A 17,742-nucleotide genomic window follows, 5' to 3' on the forward strand; every position below is an offset into this window, starting at 1 on the left:
GAAGGCCTTTATCATGAAGTCAATTGCTTATATTCCTCATCCGTAAATGCACGTGATCGAGAAAGGAATCGTTTCCCTTCCACTCCTTCAAGCGAAAACATACCTCCGCGACCTTCCACTACATCAATGATTACTTGTGTATGCTTCCAATATTCATACTGGCTTTTCATCATATAGAAAGGCACATCGCCGATACGTCCTAACAATACATCTTGATCACCGATGAGCAGATCTCCTTCTTCATAGCACATTGGGGAAGATCCATCACAGCAACCGCCTGACTGATGAAACATTAACGGTCCATGCTTCTTTTTCAGCAATTCAATGAGAGCTAATGCTTCTTCTGTTGCAATTACACGGTCTGGCATGGGAATTCCTCCATTTCACGTCGGATCCTATAGACAGATGCGTTTTATTTCAATCAAAAGAATCCTTGCTTACTTTCATCGTAGCTCACTAGCATATTTTTCGTCTGCTGGTAATGAGCCAACATCTGCAGATGGTTCTCACGGCCGATACCGGATGCTTTATAACCTCCAAATGCAGAGTGTGCAGGATATGCGTGGTAGCAATTTGTCCACACACGGCCAGCTTGAATGCCGCGTCCAAAACGATATGCTGTATTCATATCACGCGTCCAGACACCTGCCCCTAAGCCGTATAGCGTATCATTGGCAATTTCAAGTGCTTCTTCTTTATCTTTAAACGTCGTAACCGCCACGACTGGACCAAAGATCTCTTCTTGGAAAATACGCATCTTATTATCACCCTTGAACACAGTAGGTTTCACGTAGTAACCATCTTTCAAGTCGCCTTCCAGTTCGTTTTTCTCTCCGCCTGCAAGACATTCTGCGCCTTCTTGTTTTCCGATATCCATGTAAGACAGGATTTTTTCCATTTGCTCCGTAGATGCTTGTGCTCCCATCATTACTGAAGGATCAAGCGGATTTCCTGTCTTGATCGCTTTAACACGCTCTATTGCACGCTCCATAAATTTATCGTAGATTGATTCTTGAATCAACGCACGGGATGGACATGTACATACTTCTCCTTGGTTCAGGGCAAACATGACAAAACCTTCGATTGCTTTGTCAAAGAATTCATCATCTGCATCCATGATATCCTCAAAAAAGATGTTCGGCGATTTCCCGCCAAGTTCCAATGTCACCGGAATCAAGTTTTGTGATGCATATTGCATAATAAGGCGACCTGTTGTCGTTTCGCCAGTGAATGCGACCTTGTTGATCCGCGGGTTAGATGCCAATGGCTTCCCTGCTTCTACACCAAATCCATTCACTACGTTGAGAACTCCTGCCGGCAGCAAGTCTTCGATCAGCTCAACAAGAACTAAGATAGAAGCCGGTGTTTGCTCGGCAGGCTTCAAGACGACACAGTTCCCTGCCGCCAAGGCCGGAGCCAGTTTCCACACTCCCATAAGGATCGGGAAATTCCAAGGAATAATTTGACCCACTACGCCTAACGGCTCATGGAAGTGGTATGATACCGTATTGTCGTCAATTTGGCTGATTCCACCTTCTTGTGCACGAATAGCAGAGGCAAAATAACGGAAATGATCCACTGCCAATGGTAGATCGGCATTCAATGTCTCACGAACTGCTTTTCCGTTTTCCCACGACTCCGCAATCGCTAGCATCTCGAGATTTTCCTCAATACGATCTGCAATCTTCAACAAAATATTGGCACGTTCAGTGACTGAGGTTTTTCCCCACGCCTCTTTTGCTGCATGAGCTGCATCAAGCGCCAGTTCGATATCTTCTGCTGTGGATCTTGCTACTTGAGTAAAAACTTTACCCGTCACAGGTGTTGGGTTATCGAAATACTGGCCATTCACCGGCGCCGTCCATTTACCGCCGATAAAATTATCGTAACGTTCTTTAAAATGAACCTTTGCACCTTCTGAATTCGGATTTGCATATACCTTGTTTTCTGAAGCTTGTACCATACTGCGTCACACTCCCTATTCTCTTTATTTTGCTTGTATTCTAGTGCAATCGTTTTTGCACACAAAGCCACTATACGAATATCAAGAACACGTTATGCATAATGATTGCGCTTACATATGCTATTTTTATTCTATCTGAAAATTATATATCTTTCAACTAATTACTATTCAAATTAATACTGTCGTAGTGAATTTATCAATTTCATAGGTTGGTAAGGATTCATTAATAATTTGTTCATAACTTGGCTGTACGATGAAAGAAATACAAATGACAGGGGTTGTCAATATGGAAGGTAAAGCAGCAAAAAAGTTACTCTCTATTGTCGGTTCAGGTGTTGTAGGCTCTATGCTGACGCTTGGCGTTGTTGCCAACACCGATTGGTTAGGGTCTCCGAAGGAAGTAGAATCAGCAAATATAGATACTCCTACATATGAGGTCGAGAAGGTGTCCACTGCACCAACAGATTCATTGGCCGATATGGTAGAACAGTCTTCAAAAGCTATTGTTGGCGTAGTTAATTATCAAACGGCAGGCAATCGTTTTGCTGAGGCTGCGACAGAGCAAATGGCGGGCACTGGTTCCGGTGTCATCTACAAAATTGACGATAAATATGCGTATATCGTAACGAATAATCATGTCATTGAGGGTGCACAAAAGATTGAAGTCACATTAGATAAAGGCGTAAAAGCATCGGCAAAACTTTTAGGCACAGATGCACTGACGGATATCGCGGTCTTACAAATCGATAAAAAGTTCGCAACTACTGCAGTGACGTTCGGAGATTCAAGTTTATTGAGAGCGGGAGACTCCGTAATCGCGATCGGTAATCCACTTGGTCTTGATTTTTCCGGCACCGTAACAAAAGGAATCGTTAGTTCAGTGTCTCGTACATTGGACGTCAATACATCAGCAGGAACCTGGCAGACAGAAGTTATTCAGACAGACGCAGCAATCAATAGCGGAAACAGCGGCGGTGCTTTGTTCAATACGGCAGGTGAAGTCATCGGTATCAACAGTCTAAAAGTAGCGCAAAGTGGTGTGGAAGGAATAGGGTTTGCCATTCCAAGTAATGAAGTGAAAACATTGGTCGAACAACTTACAGAAAAAGGACAAATCGAACGGCCCTATCTCGGAGTAAGTTTAGCTGACTTAGCGGAAATTCCCTATATGTATGTCAAGGATTTACCTGAAGCCGTCAAAGGCGGTGTAATGGTAACAGGAATAGAACCCAATTCTACAGCAGATCAAGCCGGCTTGAAAGAACAGGATGTCATCACCGAAATAAATGGTGAATCGATTGACAATTCTATGGAACTGCGTAAATATCTATACTCCAAACTACAAATCGGCAGCAAGGCAAACATCACTATATACCGTAATGGTGAAAAACAGCAAGTGAGTGTCAAATTTAGTGGTGGACAAATGAAATAATCGACGCAAGAGGCAGCTTTTACGCTGTCTCTTATTTTTTATAGCACTACAGACAAACACGCGCCAAAACACTCTTCATTGCATTTTCCACGTTTTCATACTATTTTTAGATACAAAGATGCAAGGAGGTCGTACTCAATGAAGATTCTGGTGATTGAGGACAATGACAGTGTCTCTTCCATGATTGGATTATTTTTTGAAAAGGAAGATATAGAAGGGGCATTTGAAGCAAACGGGTTAGACGGTTATGAACGGGCGATCTCTTCAGCATGGGATTGCCTCATCATTGATTGGATGCTGCCGGACCTTGATGGTTTAACGATTTGCCGCAAACTGAGGGAGCGCGGAATTGAAGTGCCAATCATTATGCTGACTGCAAAAGACGGAGAGGCGGATCAAGTACTTGGCTTTGAGATGGGGGTTGATGATTATGTCACGAAACCGTTCAGCCCTCTCGCCTTGATGGCACGAATTAAAGCAGTGACACGCCGATATACAACAAAAGGACAGGATGATTCGGCTGAAATCCATACCTCCTTTTTCCGGCTGAACCCTGATACACGCGAAGTATGGGTACAAGACAGATCGGTCACCAATTTGACGCCCAAGGAATTTGATCTACTGTATTTTTTCATTCGACATCCTAAACAGGTCTTCACACGTGACCAACTGCTCGATCAAGTGTGGGGATATGACTTTTATGGTGATGATCGTACGGTTGACGTTCATATTAAACGGCTCCGTTCTAAACTTTCGTTGCCTGATCATCCCTTTTTCCATACCGTCTGGGGCGTAGGCTATCGATTCGACGAAAGTGCCGTGACAAGCCAGTGAAGATCAAAACCTTTTATCAACAATTGCTCAGCCACTTCAGTGTTATCCTCATCACTGTACTCGTGCTCAGCTTATCCCTGACACATTACTTGGAGACAGTCGTCTATGAGCAGAAAACAGATGAACTTAAGACGTACGGACAAGCGATCCTCACTGACCTTCGACAAAGCACTCGTGGATCTAATGGGATTTTAAAGACTTACGGCCATGTTTTGGACACCCGTGCCATTCAATATAGTTTATTTGACGAGCACTCTTCTATTGTTTATTCCACTGGACTGAAGTCACCTTTAATTGAACTCAATCAAGAGGAATGGCATGCTTTGCAAAATGGTCAAACGGTAACTGTCAAACAAGAATTCAAACGATTTGATGAAGCAGTCACCTTTGTCCTGTTGCCGTATTTTGAAAGACAGCAGTTTGGCGGCGGTGTATTACTGACCTCCCCTATTACAGGGTCACGCGCCATTATTTCTCAAATGAATCACTACGTCCTTTATGCGACAGGTGCAGCTGTACTTCTAGCCCTATTGCTGAGTGGCTTGTTGTCGATGATTCATGTGCGGCGGATCCAAAGGTTGCGCCGAGCTGCAGCCACTGTGGCAGGCGGTGATTATACCGTTCGTGTCCCATCATCAGAATTTGATGAGATCGGTGAATTATCTAAGGACTTCAATGAAATGACCGACAAACTTGAGACTTCAATGAAGGAAATCGACACACTTGAAAAACGCAGACGGCAGTTCATGGCGGATGTCTCTCATGAACTGAGAACACCTCTTACCACGATTCGCGGGGTAATCGAAGGGTTGCGTGAGCGAATGATTTCTGAAGATGAACAAGATAAAGCACTGCAGTTGGCACAGAATGAATCGAAACGACTGATTCGACTCGTCAACGAAAACTTGGATTACGAAAAGATCCGTGCCAATCAAATTCAATTGAATAGGCAGAGACTTCCTCTGAAAGAACTCTTTGAAATGACTGCCGACCAACTTGAACATGCAGCAGCTGAACGTGGAAATACCATTATAGTCAATGCATCCGATCAGCTGTCTGTCTTTGCAGATTACGACCGGCTCATGCAAATTTTCATCAATATTACCAAAAACAGTATCCAATTTTGTGAAAATGGAACGATTACTCTAAATGCCAAGGAAAACGAGAAAGAAACGATTATCGAAATCGAAGATACGGGAATCGGCATGAACCCCGCTGAAATCGAACAAATTTGGGATCGTTTTTATAAAGCCATCATTTCAAGAACTTCCACGCCGTACGGTGAATTTGGGCTTGGTCTTTCAATCGTCAAACAGCTTGTCCTTCTACATGAAGGTAGAATCGATGTACAGAGTGAAAAAGGCAAAGGTGCTCTCTTTACGATTAGATTGCCAAAAGTGGATACAACAGCTGTATTGGAATAAAATTGATGATTGTGAATGGCTACCTTTGATTCGAGTTCCAGAATTACAGTCTTGTTTATATTCATTATTTTATCTTAACGAACAGTTCATAAATTAAAATGTTTAAAACAACCATATTTGTTGTTTTAAAACTACTTAATTTCATTGTTGAACACGAACAATCAAGGAATCAGGTAAAGCACCCTATAGAGAGAACTTTTTTCAAAGTGTCTGCCCTATAGGGTGTATTTTTGTTCTGTCTATAAACGGCAATAATTAGGTGTTCCCTATTCTTTCTTACTCGTCTGTCAATTTATGAACCGACCATACCGTACCGGTGTCGGTCCCTCCGCCAATGTTAAGAGAAATCCCCAAACCACTCGCTTCATAGAAGATCGCAATTTGGTCACCAGCATTCAAGTGCACATCCCCTGTTATAGTAACGGTCCCATTCCCTAAAACCGCTCGTAATGTTAGTAGCAGGGCTATATTGACATTCAATACCGGGAATAGACCTGAGATTAGATCACCCGTTATGCCTGAAGACCTTCGGATGACAAACGCCGGATCAATTCCAGCTCCTAAGTTAACGTTGAGCGCTGCAGTTGTAGTATAACTTAATACCGCATTAATCGTATATCTTCCGGTTGATGGAACGGTGTAAGTGCCGCTCGCTGCATCAAACCCATCTCCACTATAATACGGATCTGTAACGACCCAGCCTCCTAGCTGTTGGCTACCTGTGACTGTGGTCGGTGTTCTTCTTGCCGAGAAACCAACCCCCGCAACAGTAGGACCGGTTGCTCCTGTGGCTCCTGTTGGACCCGTTGCTCCTGTGGCTCCTGTGGCTCCTGTCGCTCCTGTTGGACCCGTTGCTCCCGTTGCTCCCGTTGCTCCTGTGGCTCCTGTGGCTCCTGTCGCTCCTGTTGGACCCGTTGGACCCGTCGGACCCGTTGCTCCGGTTGCTCCTGTTGGACCCGTTGCTCCTGTGGCTCCCGTTGCTCCTGTGGCTCCCGTCGCTCCTGTTGGACCCGTTGCTCCCGTTGGACCCGTCGGACCTGTGGCTCCCGTTGCTCCTGTGGCTCCCGTCGCTCCTGTTGGACCTGTTGCTCCTGTTGCTCCTGTGGCTCCTGTGGCTCCTGTGGCTCCTGTGGCTCCCGTCGCTCCGGTTGGACCCGTTGCTCCCATTGGACCCGTCGGACCCGTCGGACCTGTCGCTCCCGTTGCTCCTGTCGCTCCCGTCGCTCCTGTTGGACCCGTTGGACCCGTTGCTCCTGTGGCTCCCGTCGCTCCTGTTGGACCCGTCGGACCTGTCGCTCCCGTTGCTCCTGTCGCTCCCGTTGCTCCTGTCGCTCCCGTCGCTCCTGTCGCTCCGGTTGGACCCGTTGGACCCGTCGGACCTGTCGCTCCCATTGCTCCTGTCGCTCCCGTTGCTCCTGTCGCTCCCGTTGCTCCCGTTGGACCCGTCGGACCTGTCGCTCCCGTTGCTCCCGTTGGACCCGTCGGACCTGTCGCTCCCGTTGCTCCCGTTGGACCCGTCGGACCTGTCGCTCCCGTTGCTCCTGTCGCTCCCGTTGCTCCCGTTGGACCCGTCGGACCTGTGGCTCCTGTTGCTCCTGTCGCTCCCGTTGCTCCTGTGGCTCCTGTCGCTCCTGTTGGACCCGTTGCTCCTGTGGCTCCTGTCGCTCCCGTCGCTCCGGTTGGACCTGTCGGACCGGTTGCTCCTGTTGGACCCGTTGGGCCGGTCGCGCCTGTGGCTCCCGTCGCTCCTGTTGGGCCGGTTGGACCTGTTGGCCCCGTTGGACCGGTTGCTCCAGGCGGGCCTGGCGGACCGGTTGGACCAATGTTTCCACTAGGAATAATAGATGTGACTCTGCCCAACTTTGTGTCTAAAAGAAGTTCTTTCTTTATGACAGTAGATAACATTTCTTGTACTGAGTCATTTACAGCATATAAATCTTCAAGTGTAGCCGTTTGACTAAGGCCAGGTATGGTACCTAATGCATACTGAATTTTCTCCCCTTCTGCATTAATAATATGCGCAAGTCCAAGTTCTTCCATTGCTATCGATGCTAAAAGCAAATTGATTACATCGTTTCGATCAATGGTGATATTGGGAGTGATATTGGGAATATTCGGCTGGGACATATCAAAACCCCTTTCTTATTTTGTAGAACGTCATGCAGGAAAACCCTTCATGACGTTCTCTTGCATAGTCTATTCTCTGCAGAAGAAAGAGATTGTACAATTGAACTAGCAAAACAGAATCCACATGTAATTCTGCCTTTTAAAGATAAGAAAAGTCTTCTTGATCACTAAAATGAACTAATACCTCATTAACATTCCTTACGATTCATTAAAAGCTGGAAGAATTAACACAACCAAGTTTGTAACTACCCGATATCCCCTAACATAGGATACATAGCATCGCACCTGATTTTTAAGTGTATTTTAATGTAAAGGAGTGAATACGATATGTCGATGCCGAATATTCCAAACATAACACCGAATATTTCACTGGATCGCTGTGAAACGATCGAGCTTTTATTGAATTCAATTGCATTAGAAGAAATCGCCTTATCTCATATTATGAATGCAGAGGCGGAGAAGCTCCAACTTTTTTTAGCGAAGCATTCTCGTTGCTTAGATGATGTTTGGAAAATGAATAATAGCATTAACAAAACTCTGAGAACCATCGTCAAGTCGCAGATGCTGTTACAGTTCAAACTGGAAGATGTATTAGAACTTGACTGTGACAGTTGTAAACCTCGCAGACCTTGCAAACCTAAACCCCAGCAATGTTGTCACAAATGTACGCCAGATTCGGAATGTCATTGTAATTGCTGCCCCGATAAAGAACACGGAAAATGTAAATGTCACTGAAACAGTCATCCTGTTTTGAAAGAGGCGATCATTATGAAATGCTTGGAATCAGGTTCCCAATCTGTTTTTTCAGAAAGCGAATCTCATTTTTTGAATGCAATACCTAAGTATTTTCAATTGCTGATCACTCATTTACGCACTCACGAAGGTTCCACTGAACGGAGTCAATCATTCAATCTAGAAACAACACTCATTTCTTCCTTGTCTTTGATTGAACATGCGCATGCTTATTATTTTCATCGCAAAGTTCTTCTAGGAGGAAAGCAGTTTTTTCTAAGTGGCAGTACAGTACAATACGTGATACAACAGTTTCTTCAAGAGCTATGGAGTTGCAATTTTATTCATCTAGAGTGTAAACAGCATTGTGAAGGAATCCTTAATCAAATCCAATCTTACTATGATTGTGATTTCGTGATATTTATCACAAACGCTCCTTCAGAAAAGACTGCTTGGATATCTGATACGATTTTGGATATTCGTTACTTTAAAGGAGATAGATAGATGGAGAACAATCCAATAATTAGTTTATGTATGATCGTTAAAGACGAGGAAGAGCGAATAGAAACATGTCTAAAAAGTGCGAGCAGCATAGCAGATGAGGTTATCATTGTGGATACTGGATCAACCGATCAGACGATAAAACTATGCCAGCAATTTGATAATGTGAAAATTCTTCATTACGACTGGGATCAACATTTTGCTAATGCCCGAAACTTCGGCATAGACCACGCGCGCGGCGAATGGATTTTATGGTTGGACGCGGACGAGGAATTGGATGTACCATCTTGGGAAACAGTAAAAGAACAACTAGCACAGCAAGAAGAAGCAACGGTTATCCAATTGCCTGTCTTTAATTATGTCGGTGAACGTTTGCCGATCCAACCTGAACAGGTTTTTATCTATTATCAGCCCAGATTATTTCGAAACTCTAAAGGCTACCAATTTTTCAAGCGTATCCATGAAACCCTCAAATTGCCTACAGATGCCAACATCACATACTTACCGTCCAAAATTCATCATTACGGATATATCACAGAGATTGAAAAGAAGAAAAAGAAAGAAACTCGAAACATTGAATTATTGCAGATAGATATAGATAAAATGGCAGAGGACCCATGGGTTGCTTACCATTTGGCAAGTGAATATTATCGTAGACAAGAATATACACAAGCATTTCAGTATATAAACCTGTCCATTTATTACTTTTTACAGAAACTGATCAAACCTCCCTCGATTCTCTATCGTTTAAAATATGCTATTTTAATTGAAACAAAAAGCTTGGACGGAGCATGGCCAAGTATCGAAAAAGCCATTGATCTCTATCCAGACTATGTCGATCTCCACTTTTTCAAAGGGTACATTCTCTTTGAAAAAGAAAGATATAAGGAAGCCTTAGAGGCATTCGGTAGATGTCTGGAATTAGGAGATGATCATAAAGAACATCTAATTTGGCAAGGCACCGGCAGCTACCGAGCAATGGAATACAAGGATAAGTGTCTGAAAAAGATAGACCAAGGATTATACGATAAAGGCGGGAAAATTTGAAAAAAGTACTGTATATCGGGTGGATTGGTTATGAGAACCTAGGTGATGAATTGATGTATGATCTTTTTAAGGAGCATTTCGCTGTACTCGGTGAAGGGTATTCTTTAGATTTTGTGAATGTTGAAATGAGATATTTGCAAAACATTTCACCCTCCGACTATGATTTACTTGTTCTTGGCGGAGGGTCGATTTTAAACGGGCCCAATGCCACCATCTCACCATATGTTATTGACTTTTTATATAATGCGGTAATGCTGAATAAAAAGGTGATGATGTGGGGCTCGGGAATTGACTGGTTGCCTAAGTCTTCTATCTCTTTATTAGAAAATCCACAGGGGCATTTCCCATTCAATATTCCGGACCTTACAAGGGAAAAATTTCGAACTGTATTCTCTCAAAGTATTTGGGCAGGTGTGAGGGGGCCGCTTTCGAAAGAAGTTTTCGATCGAATTGATCCATCCAATGGAATTGAAATTTCGGGGGATCCTGCATTTTTATTAAACCCAGAAAAAAAGAGGAAGCCAGAGCAAAAGATCATCGGAGTTAACTGGGGAACGAGCTTCAATAATGTTTACGGACAAGATGAGGAAGGCGTGGAAGACCAACTAGCCACAGCTTTACAATCATTAATCGCGCAAGGCTATAAGGTGCATTTGTATATTGTTTGGCAGAAAGATTTGGAGGCATCCATCCGGTTGTATCATAAAATCAATGATAGCGATAACGTAACGATGCCGACATTGTATGATCAGAACGAATTAATGGCACGAATGCAAGATTTTCAATACACCATAAATTTCAAACTGCATGCTAATTATCTTTCACTGGCTGCCCAAGTCCCGTTTATTGCTCTTGGGTATCGGTTTAAAATATATGACTTTATTAAATCTATTGACGCGGAGTCATTACTAGTCGACATGGATTCCACAACCATAGCAGAGGATTTATTGCAGGCCCATGAACTAATTGTTTCTAACAAAGACATTTTGATGACTAAAATCGAGACACAGCGAAATTTATACGCAAAAAGGTTGCTTGAACCCTTTGCAGCTAAGCTATATTTACACTGATAAACAAATTAGCAGGGTCAAGATGTAAAAACGTCTTGACCCTGCTTTCATGCTATTTCGCGCGGTGTTCTTTAAAAAAACTCTCATTATTCATAATGACAGGATCCTTTGGACGGTATTGCTTTGCAAGAAGATTTTGGTCAATTGCAGCTTGGACATCTCCTGTTTTCCAATAACAAACGCAAAGCTGCAAATGTGGATACCAAGTGGAGAAGCTTTTATTCGTGAATCCCATGTCCGCTTCTGTTTCAATATCCACTGCTGTTTTATACCAAAAAATCGCCTTTTGAAAAAGACCTTTCTCTTTATATATGTCCCCTATTCTGCACGCAGCTTCGGGTCGAGGAATATCGTAGTTCATTGTGCTGACCAAAGCGGCCATCTCCTCTTTAGGCCGTTTTAAAACGCGATAGCAATCTGCCTTATACAAACAGGCACGAATGATATCCTCGACCCATCCTTTTTCCGTTGTCAAAAATTCGGTATACTGTTGGAGCGCTTTCTCGAAGTGACCATGATCCTTCAGTTCGTTTGCAAAATAAAAGAGATCTCTAGGTGTAAATTCCTCTCCCGCTTCACGCCTTTTTTCATAAATGCGCAAATTCCTGCCCTTAGATTGGTTCTTCTTTTTCTTGTCGGCTTTCCTGTGAGTGACAGAGATATCTGACGCAAGAATATTTCCGCTTATAAGCAGCACTTCATGGACAGGTCCTACCCATTTAAAATCACGCACCCTTTTGACAAGCCTATTTCTTCGGAATGAAAAAGATGGATTTCCATACTCATCAAAGGCCACATGATATAACATTGAGACCACATCAACGCTCGGATCCAAGCTCTCTTTTAAACGAGCCAACTTCTCTCCGTCACTCTTAAGCAATACATCATCCGCATCCATCCATAAAATATATTCCTTTGTAGCTTGTTGAAACGCAAAATTCCTAGCAGCTGAAAAATCATCAATCCACTCAAAATCATAAATTTTGTCTGTAAACTTTCTTGCGATTTCTTTCGTCCTATCGACAGATCCTGTGTCAATAATCACGATTTCCTCACATAAATATGCCACGCTATTCAAACACTGCTCTAACACTTCTTCTTCATCTCTTACGATCATGCATAAACTAATCATATTAGTCTCCTTTTTATTATGCTCTTTCATTATATGTACTATATTAGCAGCAGTGTTGGGTTATTAAACTGAGGAAAATACGTCAAAACAAGTACCGGATCCCTACGCAATTTACAGAACAGACTGGAAGGATGCAACAAATGAAAACACCTTCTTAAAAGACTTCTTCTTTCACTATAACTGTCATTGCGCAGGGGATGTCCATTCTTAATTACACGTCATATAACGCCAATAATCATCACCTAAGACACCTGATAAGTATGCCAGCCCTTCGCTTTCCGACTGACGTATAGTCCACCAATCACCGTCACCAAGCGATAGATAGATCTCATGATGGGGAGCGTCGTTATGATAACCAACCAAATCGATATTTCCTTCACAATCCAGATGACCCTTCACTTCATAATGGATGGGTGGAGAAACTGTCAGTGGATTCCCGACATCATGCACTATCTCAAAATTGATCTCTGACGGCTTCCCTTCCAAACGTTTGATTTCAATATCTTCCAACGATGCATGACCATGACGCTTATAGCGTTTCAAATAATTCATGCCAATAGATGGACCGACAGCCTTCGTAAATTGAAGCGAGCTTTCTTCAATATTGAATTCACCTCGCATATCCACTCGCGTCCGATAACTTTTCCCTTCTGGATCGAAATCCCGGTCATCACCAGCGAAGTATGGCAACGGAGACAGGAGATTAGGATTTTTCAGGATATCTTCTTTTAAAAATGTAGTATAGCGAAACTTCCACCGATCTATTTCTAGCACCTTTTTACGCTTTGCCACCGGTTGCAATAAGTGATCCCGACAATTCACTCGTATTGAAAACGTATAGCTTTCCTCCGTCGGCTTGTTCTCTGAACTAGGCGGCATCACTACTTCAAATGCTTTCGATACGATCGACTTACTGACATTCATTTGCTGATTGCTGTCAATTAGTGGACGAGTACCCAAAACACTATATGTAACCGCCTCGGACATGCTTGATTCTCGATCGATGAAGCGGTTATTCTCTACGGTATCGAGATATATTCCATTACGGTAAATATCGTATTTTTCTACGCCTTTAAGTCGCTCCCAAGACAAAGCAATTTGTGACGAAGCCGCAATTGTTGTGATGACCAAACGTTGTAGAGGATGTTCGTCTTCCACCCTGCTCGTTAAAGCAGATGTTTGAATCACTATGACGTCTTCTACTTTTTCGTCTTTTACACGTTCAATCGTATATTGAAATGGGTGTCTTGAATCGAGTTCTCCGTCAGTAAATTCAGCAACAGTCCCTTCATACAACTGCCGTTCATTTTTATAGACCCGATAGTACCCTCCTGTATCACTCCAAACAAACGATAGCTCCCCCAATGAATGCTTCATACTTTGAACTTCGAATAATGGCTCCATTTTTCATCTGCTCCTTTTTATTCATTTCATATCAATCGACTGTTTCATTTCAGACACTTATGCAACATTGGGCATATGTGTTTACCTACTTCTTCTATGTGTTATCTATCATTTTTATACAATTCATTCTGCTCATCCCAGTATCGTTTTATCCTTCTGTAAATATATGCTACAATCAATATGTCTGATTCATATTCACCACTAGGGGAGCCCGGTTTAATGGGCTGAGATGCATTTACCGCAAACCCTTGGAACCTGATCTAGTCATACTAGCGAAGGGAAGTGGGTAGTTATCGTACCCAACAGCCCATTTCGAATGGGCTTTTTGTATATATACCTTTATAGAGAGGAAGAGAAACATGCCGCTTATTCACCAACTTCGCAAGGAACAACCACTGGTTCATTGCATTACGAATATCGTAGTAGCGAATTTTCAAGCGAATGGTCTATTAGCTATCGGAGCCTCTCCTGTAATGGCTGATGCAATAGAAGAAGCAAAGGATATCGCAAAAGTTGCCGATTGTAGCATTCTTAATATCGGAACGTTGAAGCAACAAACAGTAGATGCAATGATTTTGTCAGGCAACAGTGCCCGCGCAGCGGGAAAACCTGTTGTGCTGGACCCGGTCGGTGCAGGCGCGACTCCCTTCCGAAAAGCTTGTGTACTGCAAATCTTAGATGAAGTGGATGTTACTCTGCTTCGATGTAATGTCGGAGAATTGGCTGCTATCGCAGACATCCCCTGGAATGCAAAAGGCGTAGATGCAGGAGAAGGACAAGCCGACGTAGAGGGAATCGCAAAAATCGTTGCCTTGAAATATGCATGCTTAGTGGCTGTATCTGGAGAAATTGATATCGTTACTGACGGCCATTCCACATTATCCATTACTGGAGGACACCCTATGATGACGAATATTACGGGTACAGGTTGTTTACTCAGTTCCGTAGTAGGAGCATTCTTATCAATCGGGAGCGAACGTCCTTTAGAAGCAGCAGCGGCGGCACTCGCATTTTATAAACGTGCAGGCGAAGAAGCGGCCAAAGTTTCTCATGGACCAGGTGATTTTGCTATGAACTTTTTGAATGCATTATATACATTGGATCGCAAAACCAAAACGTACTTAGTATAACTACGAGTAAGGGGGTTTTTTCATTGACAGTAAAAGTAGCATTGACTATTGCCGGTTCAGACAGCGGTGGCGGTGCTGGAATCCAAGCCGATCTAAAAACGTTTCAAGAGCTCGGTGTATTTGGCACATCCGCACTTACTGCCATTACCGCCCAAAACACACAAGGCGTTCATGGTGTTTATCCAGTACCAGTAGAAGGCGTAGTAGCTCAAGTACGTGCTGTACTGGATGATTTTGAAGTGAAAGCCTGTAAAACAGGTATGCTATTTTCTACAGAAATTATAATGGCTATTGCTTCTTTATTGGAAGAATACCCGCCGATTCCTCTCGTGATTGATCCTGTCATGATTGCCAAAGGTGGTCAATCATTATTACTGCAAGAAGCGGTCCAAGCGATGAAGGAAAATTTAATCCCAATTGCCACTATTATTACGCCCAACATTCCGGAAGCCGAAGTACTAACAGGCATGAAGATTGTAACGGATGAGGATATTCAAGAAGCGGCGCAAATCATCATCGGGCTAGGTGCAAGTGCCGTCATTATTAAGGGCGGCCACCGCAACGATGTGCTCGAAGCAAAAGATTATTACGCTGATTGTGAAGGTCAATCTTTCACCATGACAACGCCTTGGGTACAAACAAAAGATACCCATGGTACAGGCTGTACGTTTGCAGCTGCTCTAACCGGTTTTATCGCAAAAGGCTATTCCTTGTCAGATGCCGTTGCAGAAGCAAAACAATTTATCCAAGCTGCGATCGAAGACAGTTTACGCATTGGTTCTGGGCATGGACCGACGAACCACTGGGCATATAATCGTTTAAAGAAGGAGATGCACTAATGCGGAATGCAGAAGTGAGAAAAGCTTTGTGTCTTTATTTTGTGATGGGTACCCCAAATACTGCAACCAATGGGGAGCAAGAAACACTGGACATCTTAGAGGCAGCTCTTCGTGGAGGTATTACTTGCTTCCAGTTGCGCGAAAAAGGCGAGAATGCTTTGAAAGGAGAGGCATTGGTCGGTTTCGCGAAAAAATGTCAGGCATTATGTCGTCAGTACCATATTCCTTTTATCATTAATGATGATGTGGATCTTGCCTTGGCCATTAATGCAGACGGCGTCCACGTTGGTCAAGACGACGAGCAAGCTGGCATTGTCCGAACGCGAATCGGTCCAAGTAAATGGCTAGGTGTCTCTACCCATAACGCAGAAGAAGTACAGCTTGCTCAAGCAATCGGTGCTGACTATGTAGGCATTGGTCCGATCTATCCAACAGCGACCAAACTAGACGCCTCTGCTGTCGTTGGACCTGCGCTTATTAAGGAAATCCATACAGCTTTTCCTGATATGCCGATTGTAGGAATTGGGGGTATTTCTTTGGCGAACTTCGGTCCTGCTTTGCATGCAGGAGCGGATGGCATCGCAGTGATTTCTTCTATCGCATCTGCTGAAAACCCTTCAGCAGCAACGCAAAACTTTTCTGAATTAATACAAGCCATTAAAAGTTAAATTTTATAAATTTTTTGCATCCAAAAGAGCTATGGAGAATATTTCTCCATAGCTCTTTTATCGACATACTGAGAAACATTTGTCGATTTCCCGGGAAATAAAGCGAATAATTACTTCTACGCTTGCTCGTAGTAGCTCTTCATTTCCTCTTCCGGTACCATGTTTCCACCCGTAGACCATACAAGGTGTGTAGCTCTCGGAGAATTTGCCGAAACGATATCCGACTGTATAGTTTGTATAGGACCTGTCATCCCTGCGAGTGCAGATGGTTCTAGCCAAATATCTTCACTGTCTGCTAACTCTTTTAATAATTTGAACAAAGTGCGATCTTCTACTGTATAGCAGCCTGCTAAGAATGGTTCCACTGTTTTTCCGACAAAAGCTGAGGCTGTTCCAACTGCTAATCCATCAGCCGCTGTTTTATTATCCAAGCCAAAATCAGCAACTGAAATTTGATCGTGTAATCCTGTCATCATGCCAATCATCATGCACGGAGAATGGGTTGGCTCTGCAAACAGGCAATGTACATGATCTCCAAATGCAAGTTTCAATCCGAATGCGACACCGCCAGGTCCACCGCCTACTCCGCAAGGTAAGTAAACAAAAAGAGGATGCTCCTCGTCAACCCTAATATTTTGTTCTTTCAGCTGGACGGCTACACGCTCACCTGCAACCGCGTATCCCATGAAAAGATCCGTTGAGTTTTCATCATCTACAAAGTGACATGTTGGATCTGCTTCCGCTTGGCGTCGGCCTTCTTCCACAGCTTTGCTGTAATCATCTTCATATTCTACGACATGGACACCTTTAGAACGCAATAAATCTTTTTTCCACTGCTTTGCGTCTGCTGACATATGCACCGTGACGTCAAAACCGAGTTTCGCACTCATGATGCCAATACTGAGTCCCAAATTCCCTGTCGATCCAACAGCGATTTTATGGTTTGCAAACAACTGACGAAATGCCGGTTCATCGAATTGACTATAGTCTTCTTCAGCATTTAGCAATTGATGTTCAATTGCTAATGTTTCTGCATGCTTCAGGACTTCATAAATACCGCCTCTAGCCTTTATAGAACCCGAAATAGGTAAGGCGTTATCTTGTTTTAATAATAGCTGACCCGGAATGTCGATTGCATAAGATTGTTCAAGTACGTGCTTCATATTAGGAATAGGAGTTAATGGCGATTCAATAATGCCCTGATTTGCAGCGGTATCTGGAAACACCCTTTCCAAGTAAGGAGCGAATCTTGCCAACCTTAGACGTGCATCTTCCACATCTTCTTTTGAAAGCTTTGTATGATTAAGAGCTGTCTTAATAGGTTCTACTAATGGGTTGCGCCATAAGATTTCCTTCTTCTCCATTACTTGTTCCAATAAAGGCTGCTTAGCCAGCCATTCACTTTGTGCAAGATTCTTCATTCCATCATTCGCTCCTTT

The 17,742-nt window shown here is 43.4% G+C and carries 15 protein-coding genes and 1 riboswitch; of the genes, 9 read left to right on the plus strand and 6 right to left on the minus strand.

What is annotated here, in order from left to right; all coding sequences use genetic code 11:
- Positions 1 to 11: 11 nt before the first annotated feature.
- Positions 12 to 368 (minus strand): DUF779 domain-containing protein, encoded by a 357-nt coding sequence (locus tag MKY93_RS19170; RefSeq protein WP_009499097.1) that lies wholly within the window; start codon positions 366 to 368, stop codon positions 12 to 14.
- Positions 369 to 421: 53 nt separating this feature from the next.
- Positions 422 to 1,963, minus strand: coding sequence for an aldehyde dehydrogenase (gene adh / locus MKY93_RS19175; protein WP_009499098.1), 1,542 nt, complete (start codon positions 1,961 to 1,963; stop codon positions 422 to 424).
- Positions 1,964 to 2,216: 253 nt separating this feature from the next.
- Between adh and MKY93_RS19180 the strand changes: the two genes are divergently transcribed.
- The 3 genes from MKY93_RS19180 to MKY93_RS19190 all read left to right on the plus strand — a co-directional run bounded on the left by MKY93_RS19180 (position 2,217) and on the right by MKY93_RS19190 (position 5,653).
- Positions 2,217 to 3,395 carry a S1C family serine protease gene (locus MKY93_RS19180; RefSeq protein ID WP_340760678.1) on the plus strand — a complete coding sequence of 393 codons (1,179 nt, stop codon included), beginning with the start codon at positions 2,217 to 2,219 and terminating at the stop codon, positions 3,393 to 3,395.
- A gap of 138 nt (positions 3,396 to 3,533) precedes the next feature.
- Positions 3,534 to 4,229, plus strand: coding sequence for a response regulator transcription factor (locus tag MKY93_RS19185; protein ID WP_340760679.1), 696 nt, complete (start codon positions 3,534 to 3,536; stop codon positions 4,227 to 4,229).
- The gene (locus MKY93_RS19190; RefSeq protein ID WP_340760680.1) at positions 4,226 to 5,653 is read left to right on the plus strand and encodes a HAMP domain-containing sensor histidine kinase; all 1,428 of its coding nucleotides are present in this window, start codon (positions 4,226 to 4,228) and stop codon (positions 5,651 to 5,653) included. The genes MKY93_RS19185 and MKY93_RS19190 overlap by 4 nt, the downstream gene beginning before the upstream one ends.
- A 276-nt stretch (positions 5,654 to 5,929) precedes the next feature.
- Here MKY93_RS19190 and MKY93_RS19195 read toward each other — a convergent pair whose 3' ends face one another.
- Positions 5,930 to 7,780 (minus strand): hypothetical protein, encoded by a 1,851-nt coding sequence (locus MKY93_RS19195; RefSeq protein WP_340760681.1) that lies wholly within the window; start codon positions 7,778 to 7,780, stop codon positions 5,930 to 5,932.
- Positions 7,781 to 8,548: 768 nt separating this feature from the next.
- Here MKY93_RS19195 and MKY93_RS19200 point away from each other — a divergent pair.
- Genes MKY93_RS19200 through MKY93_RS19210 form a run of 3 tightly spaced genes read left to right on the plus strand, consistent with a single transcriptional unit; the run spans position 8,549 to position 11,130 of the window.
- The gene (locus tag MKY93_RS19200) at positions 8,549 to 9,016 is read left to right on the plus strand and encodes a hypothetical protein (RefSeq protein WP_340760682.1); all 468 of its coding nucleotides are present in this window, start codon (positions 8,549 to 8,551) and stop codon (positions 9,014 to 9,016) included.
- Positions 9,017 to 10,060, plus strand: coding sequence for a glycosyltransferase (locus MKY93_RS19205; RefSeq protein WP_340760683.1), 1,044 nt, complete (start codon positions 9,017 to 9,019; stop codon positions 10,058 to 10,060).
- A complete protein-coding gene (locus MKY93_RS19210) occupies positions 10,057 to 11,130 on the plus strand; it encodes a polysaccharide pyruvyl transferase family protein (protein WP_340760684.1) in 1,074 nt (357 codons plus the stop codon). Before MKY93_RS19205 ends, MKY93_RS19210 begins: the two co-directional genes overlap by 4 nt.
- Before the next feature lie 52 nt (positions 11,131 to 11,182).
- Here the strand turns inward: MKY93_RS19210 and MKY93_RS19215 are convergent, their stop codons facing one another.
- Positions 11,183 to 12,262: a glycosyltransferase family 2 protein gene (locus MKY93_RS19215; protein WP_245799551.1), complete on the minus strand. Its 1,080-nt coding sequence runs from the start codon at positions 12,260 to 12,262 to the stop codon at positions 11,183 to 11,185.
- Between the two features lie 207 nt (positions 12,263 to 12,469).
- Positions 12,470 to 13,666, minus strand: coding sequence for a DUF3238 domain-containing protein (locus tag MKY93_RS19220; RefSeq protein WP_340760685.1), 1,197 nt, complete (start codon positions 13,664 to 13,666; stop codon positions 12,470 to 12,472).
- 193 nt (positions 13,667 to 13,859) lie between these two features.
- Positions 13,860 to 13,964: riboswitch (TPP riboswitch) on the plus strand.
- 61 nt (positions 13,965 to 14,025) lie between these two features.
- Here MKY93_RS19220 and thiM point away from each other — a divergent pair.
- Genes thiM through thiE form a run of 3 tightly spaced genes read left to right on the plus strand, consistent with a single transcriptional unit; the run spans position 14,026 to position 16,303 of the window.
- On the plus strand, positions 14,026 to 14,796 hold the full coding sequence (thiM, locus tag MKY93_RS19225; RefSeq protein ID WP_078818644.1) for a hydroxyethylthiazole kinase: 771 nt from the start codon (positions 14,026 to 14,028) through the stop codon (positions 14,794 to 14,796).
- A 23-nt stretch (positions 14,797 to 14,819) separates the two neighbouring features.
- The gene (thiD, locus tag MKY93_RS19230; RefSeq protein ID WP_340760686.1) at positions 14,820 to 15,635 is read left to right on the plus strand and encodes a bifunctional hydroxymethylpyrimidine kinase/phosphomethylpyrimidine kinase; all 816 of its coding nucleotides are present in this window, start codon (positions 14,820 to 14,822) and stop codon (positions 15,633 to 15,635) included.
- Positions 15,635 to 16,303, plus strand: coding sequence for a thiamine phosphate synthase (thiE, locus tag MKY93_RS19235; protein ID WP_340760687.1), 669 nt, complete (start codon positions 15,635 to 15,637; stop codon positions 16,301 to 16,303). The genes thiD and thiE overlap by 1 nt, the downstream gene beginning before the upstream one ends.
- 116 nt (positions 16,304 to 16,419) lie before the next feature.
- Here the strand turns inward: thiE and MKY93_RS19240 are convergent, their stop codons facing one another.
- A complete protein-coding gene (locus tag MKY93_RS19240; protein ID WP_340760688.1) occupies positions 16,420 to 17,724 on the minus strand; it encodes a D-serine ammonia-lyase in 1,305 nt (434 codons plus the stop codon).
- Positions 17,725 to 17,742 lie beyond the last annotated feature (18 nt).

The organism is Sporosarcina sp. FSL W7-1283 (assembly GCF_038003105.1).
Lineage (GTDB): Bacteria > Bacillota > Bacilli > Bacillales_A > Planococcaceae > Sporosarcina > Sporosarcina newyorkensis.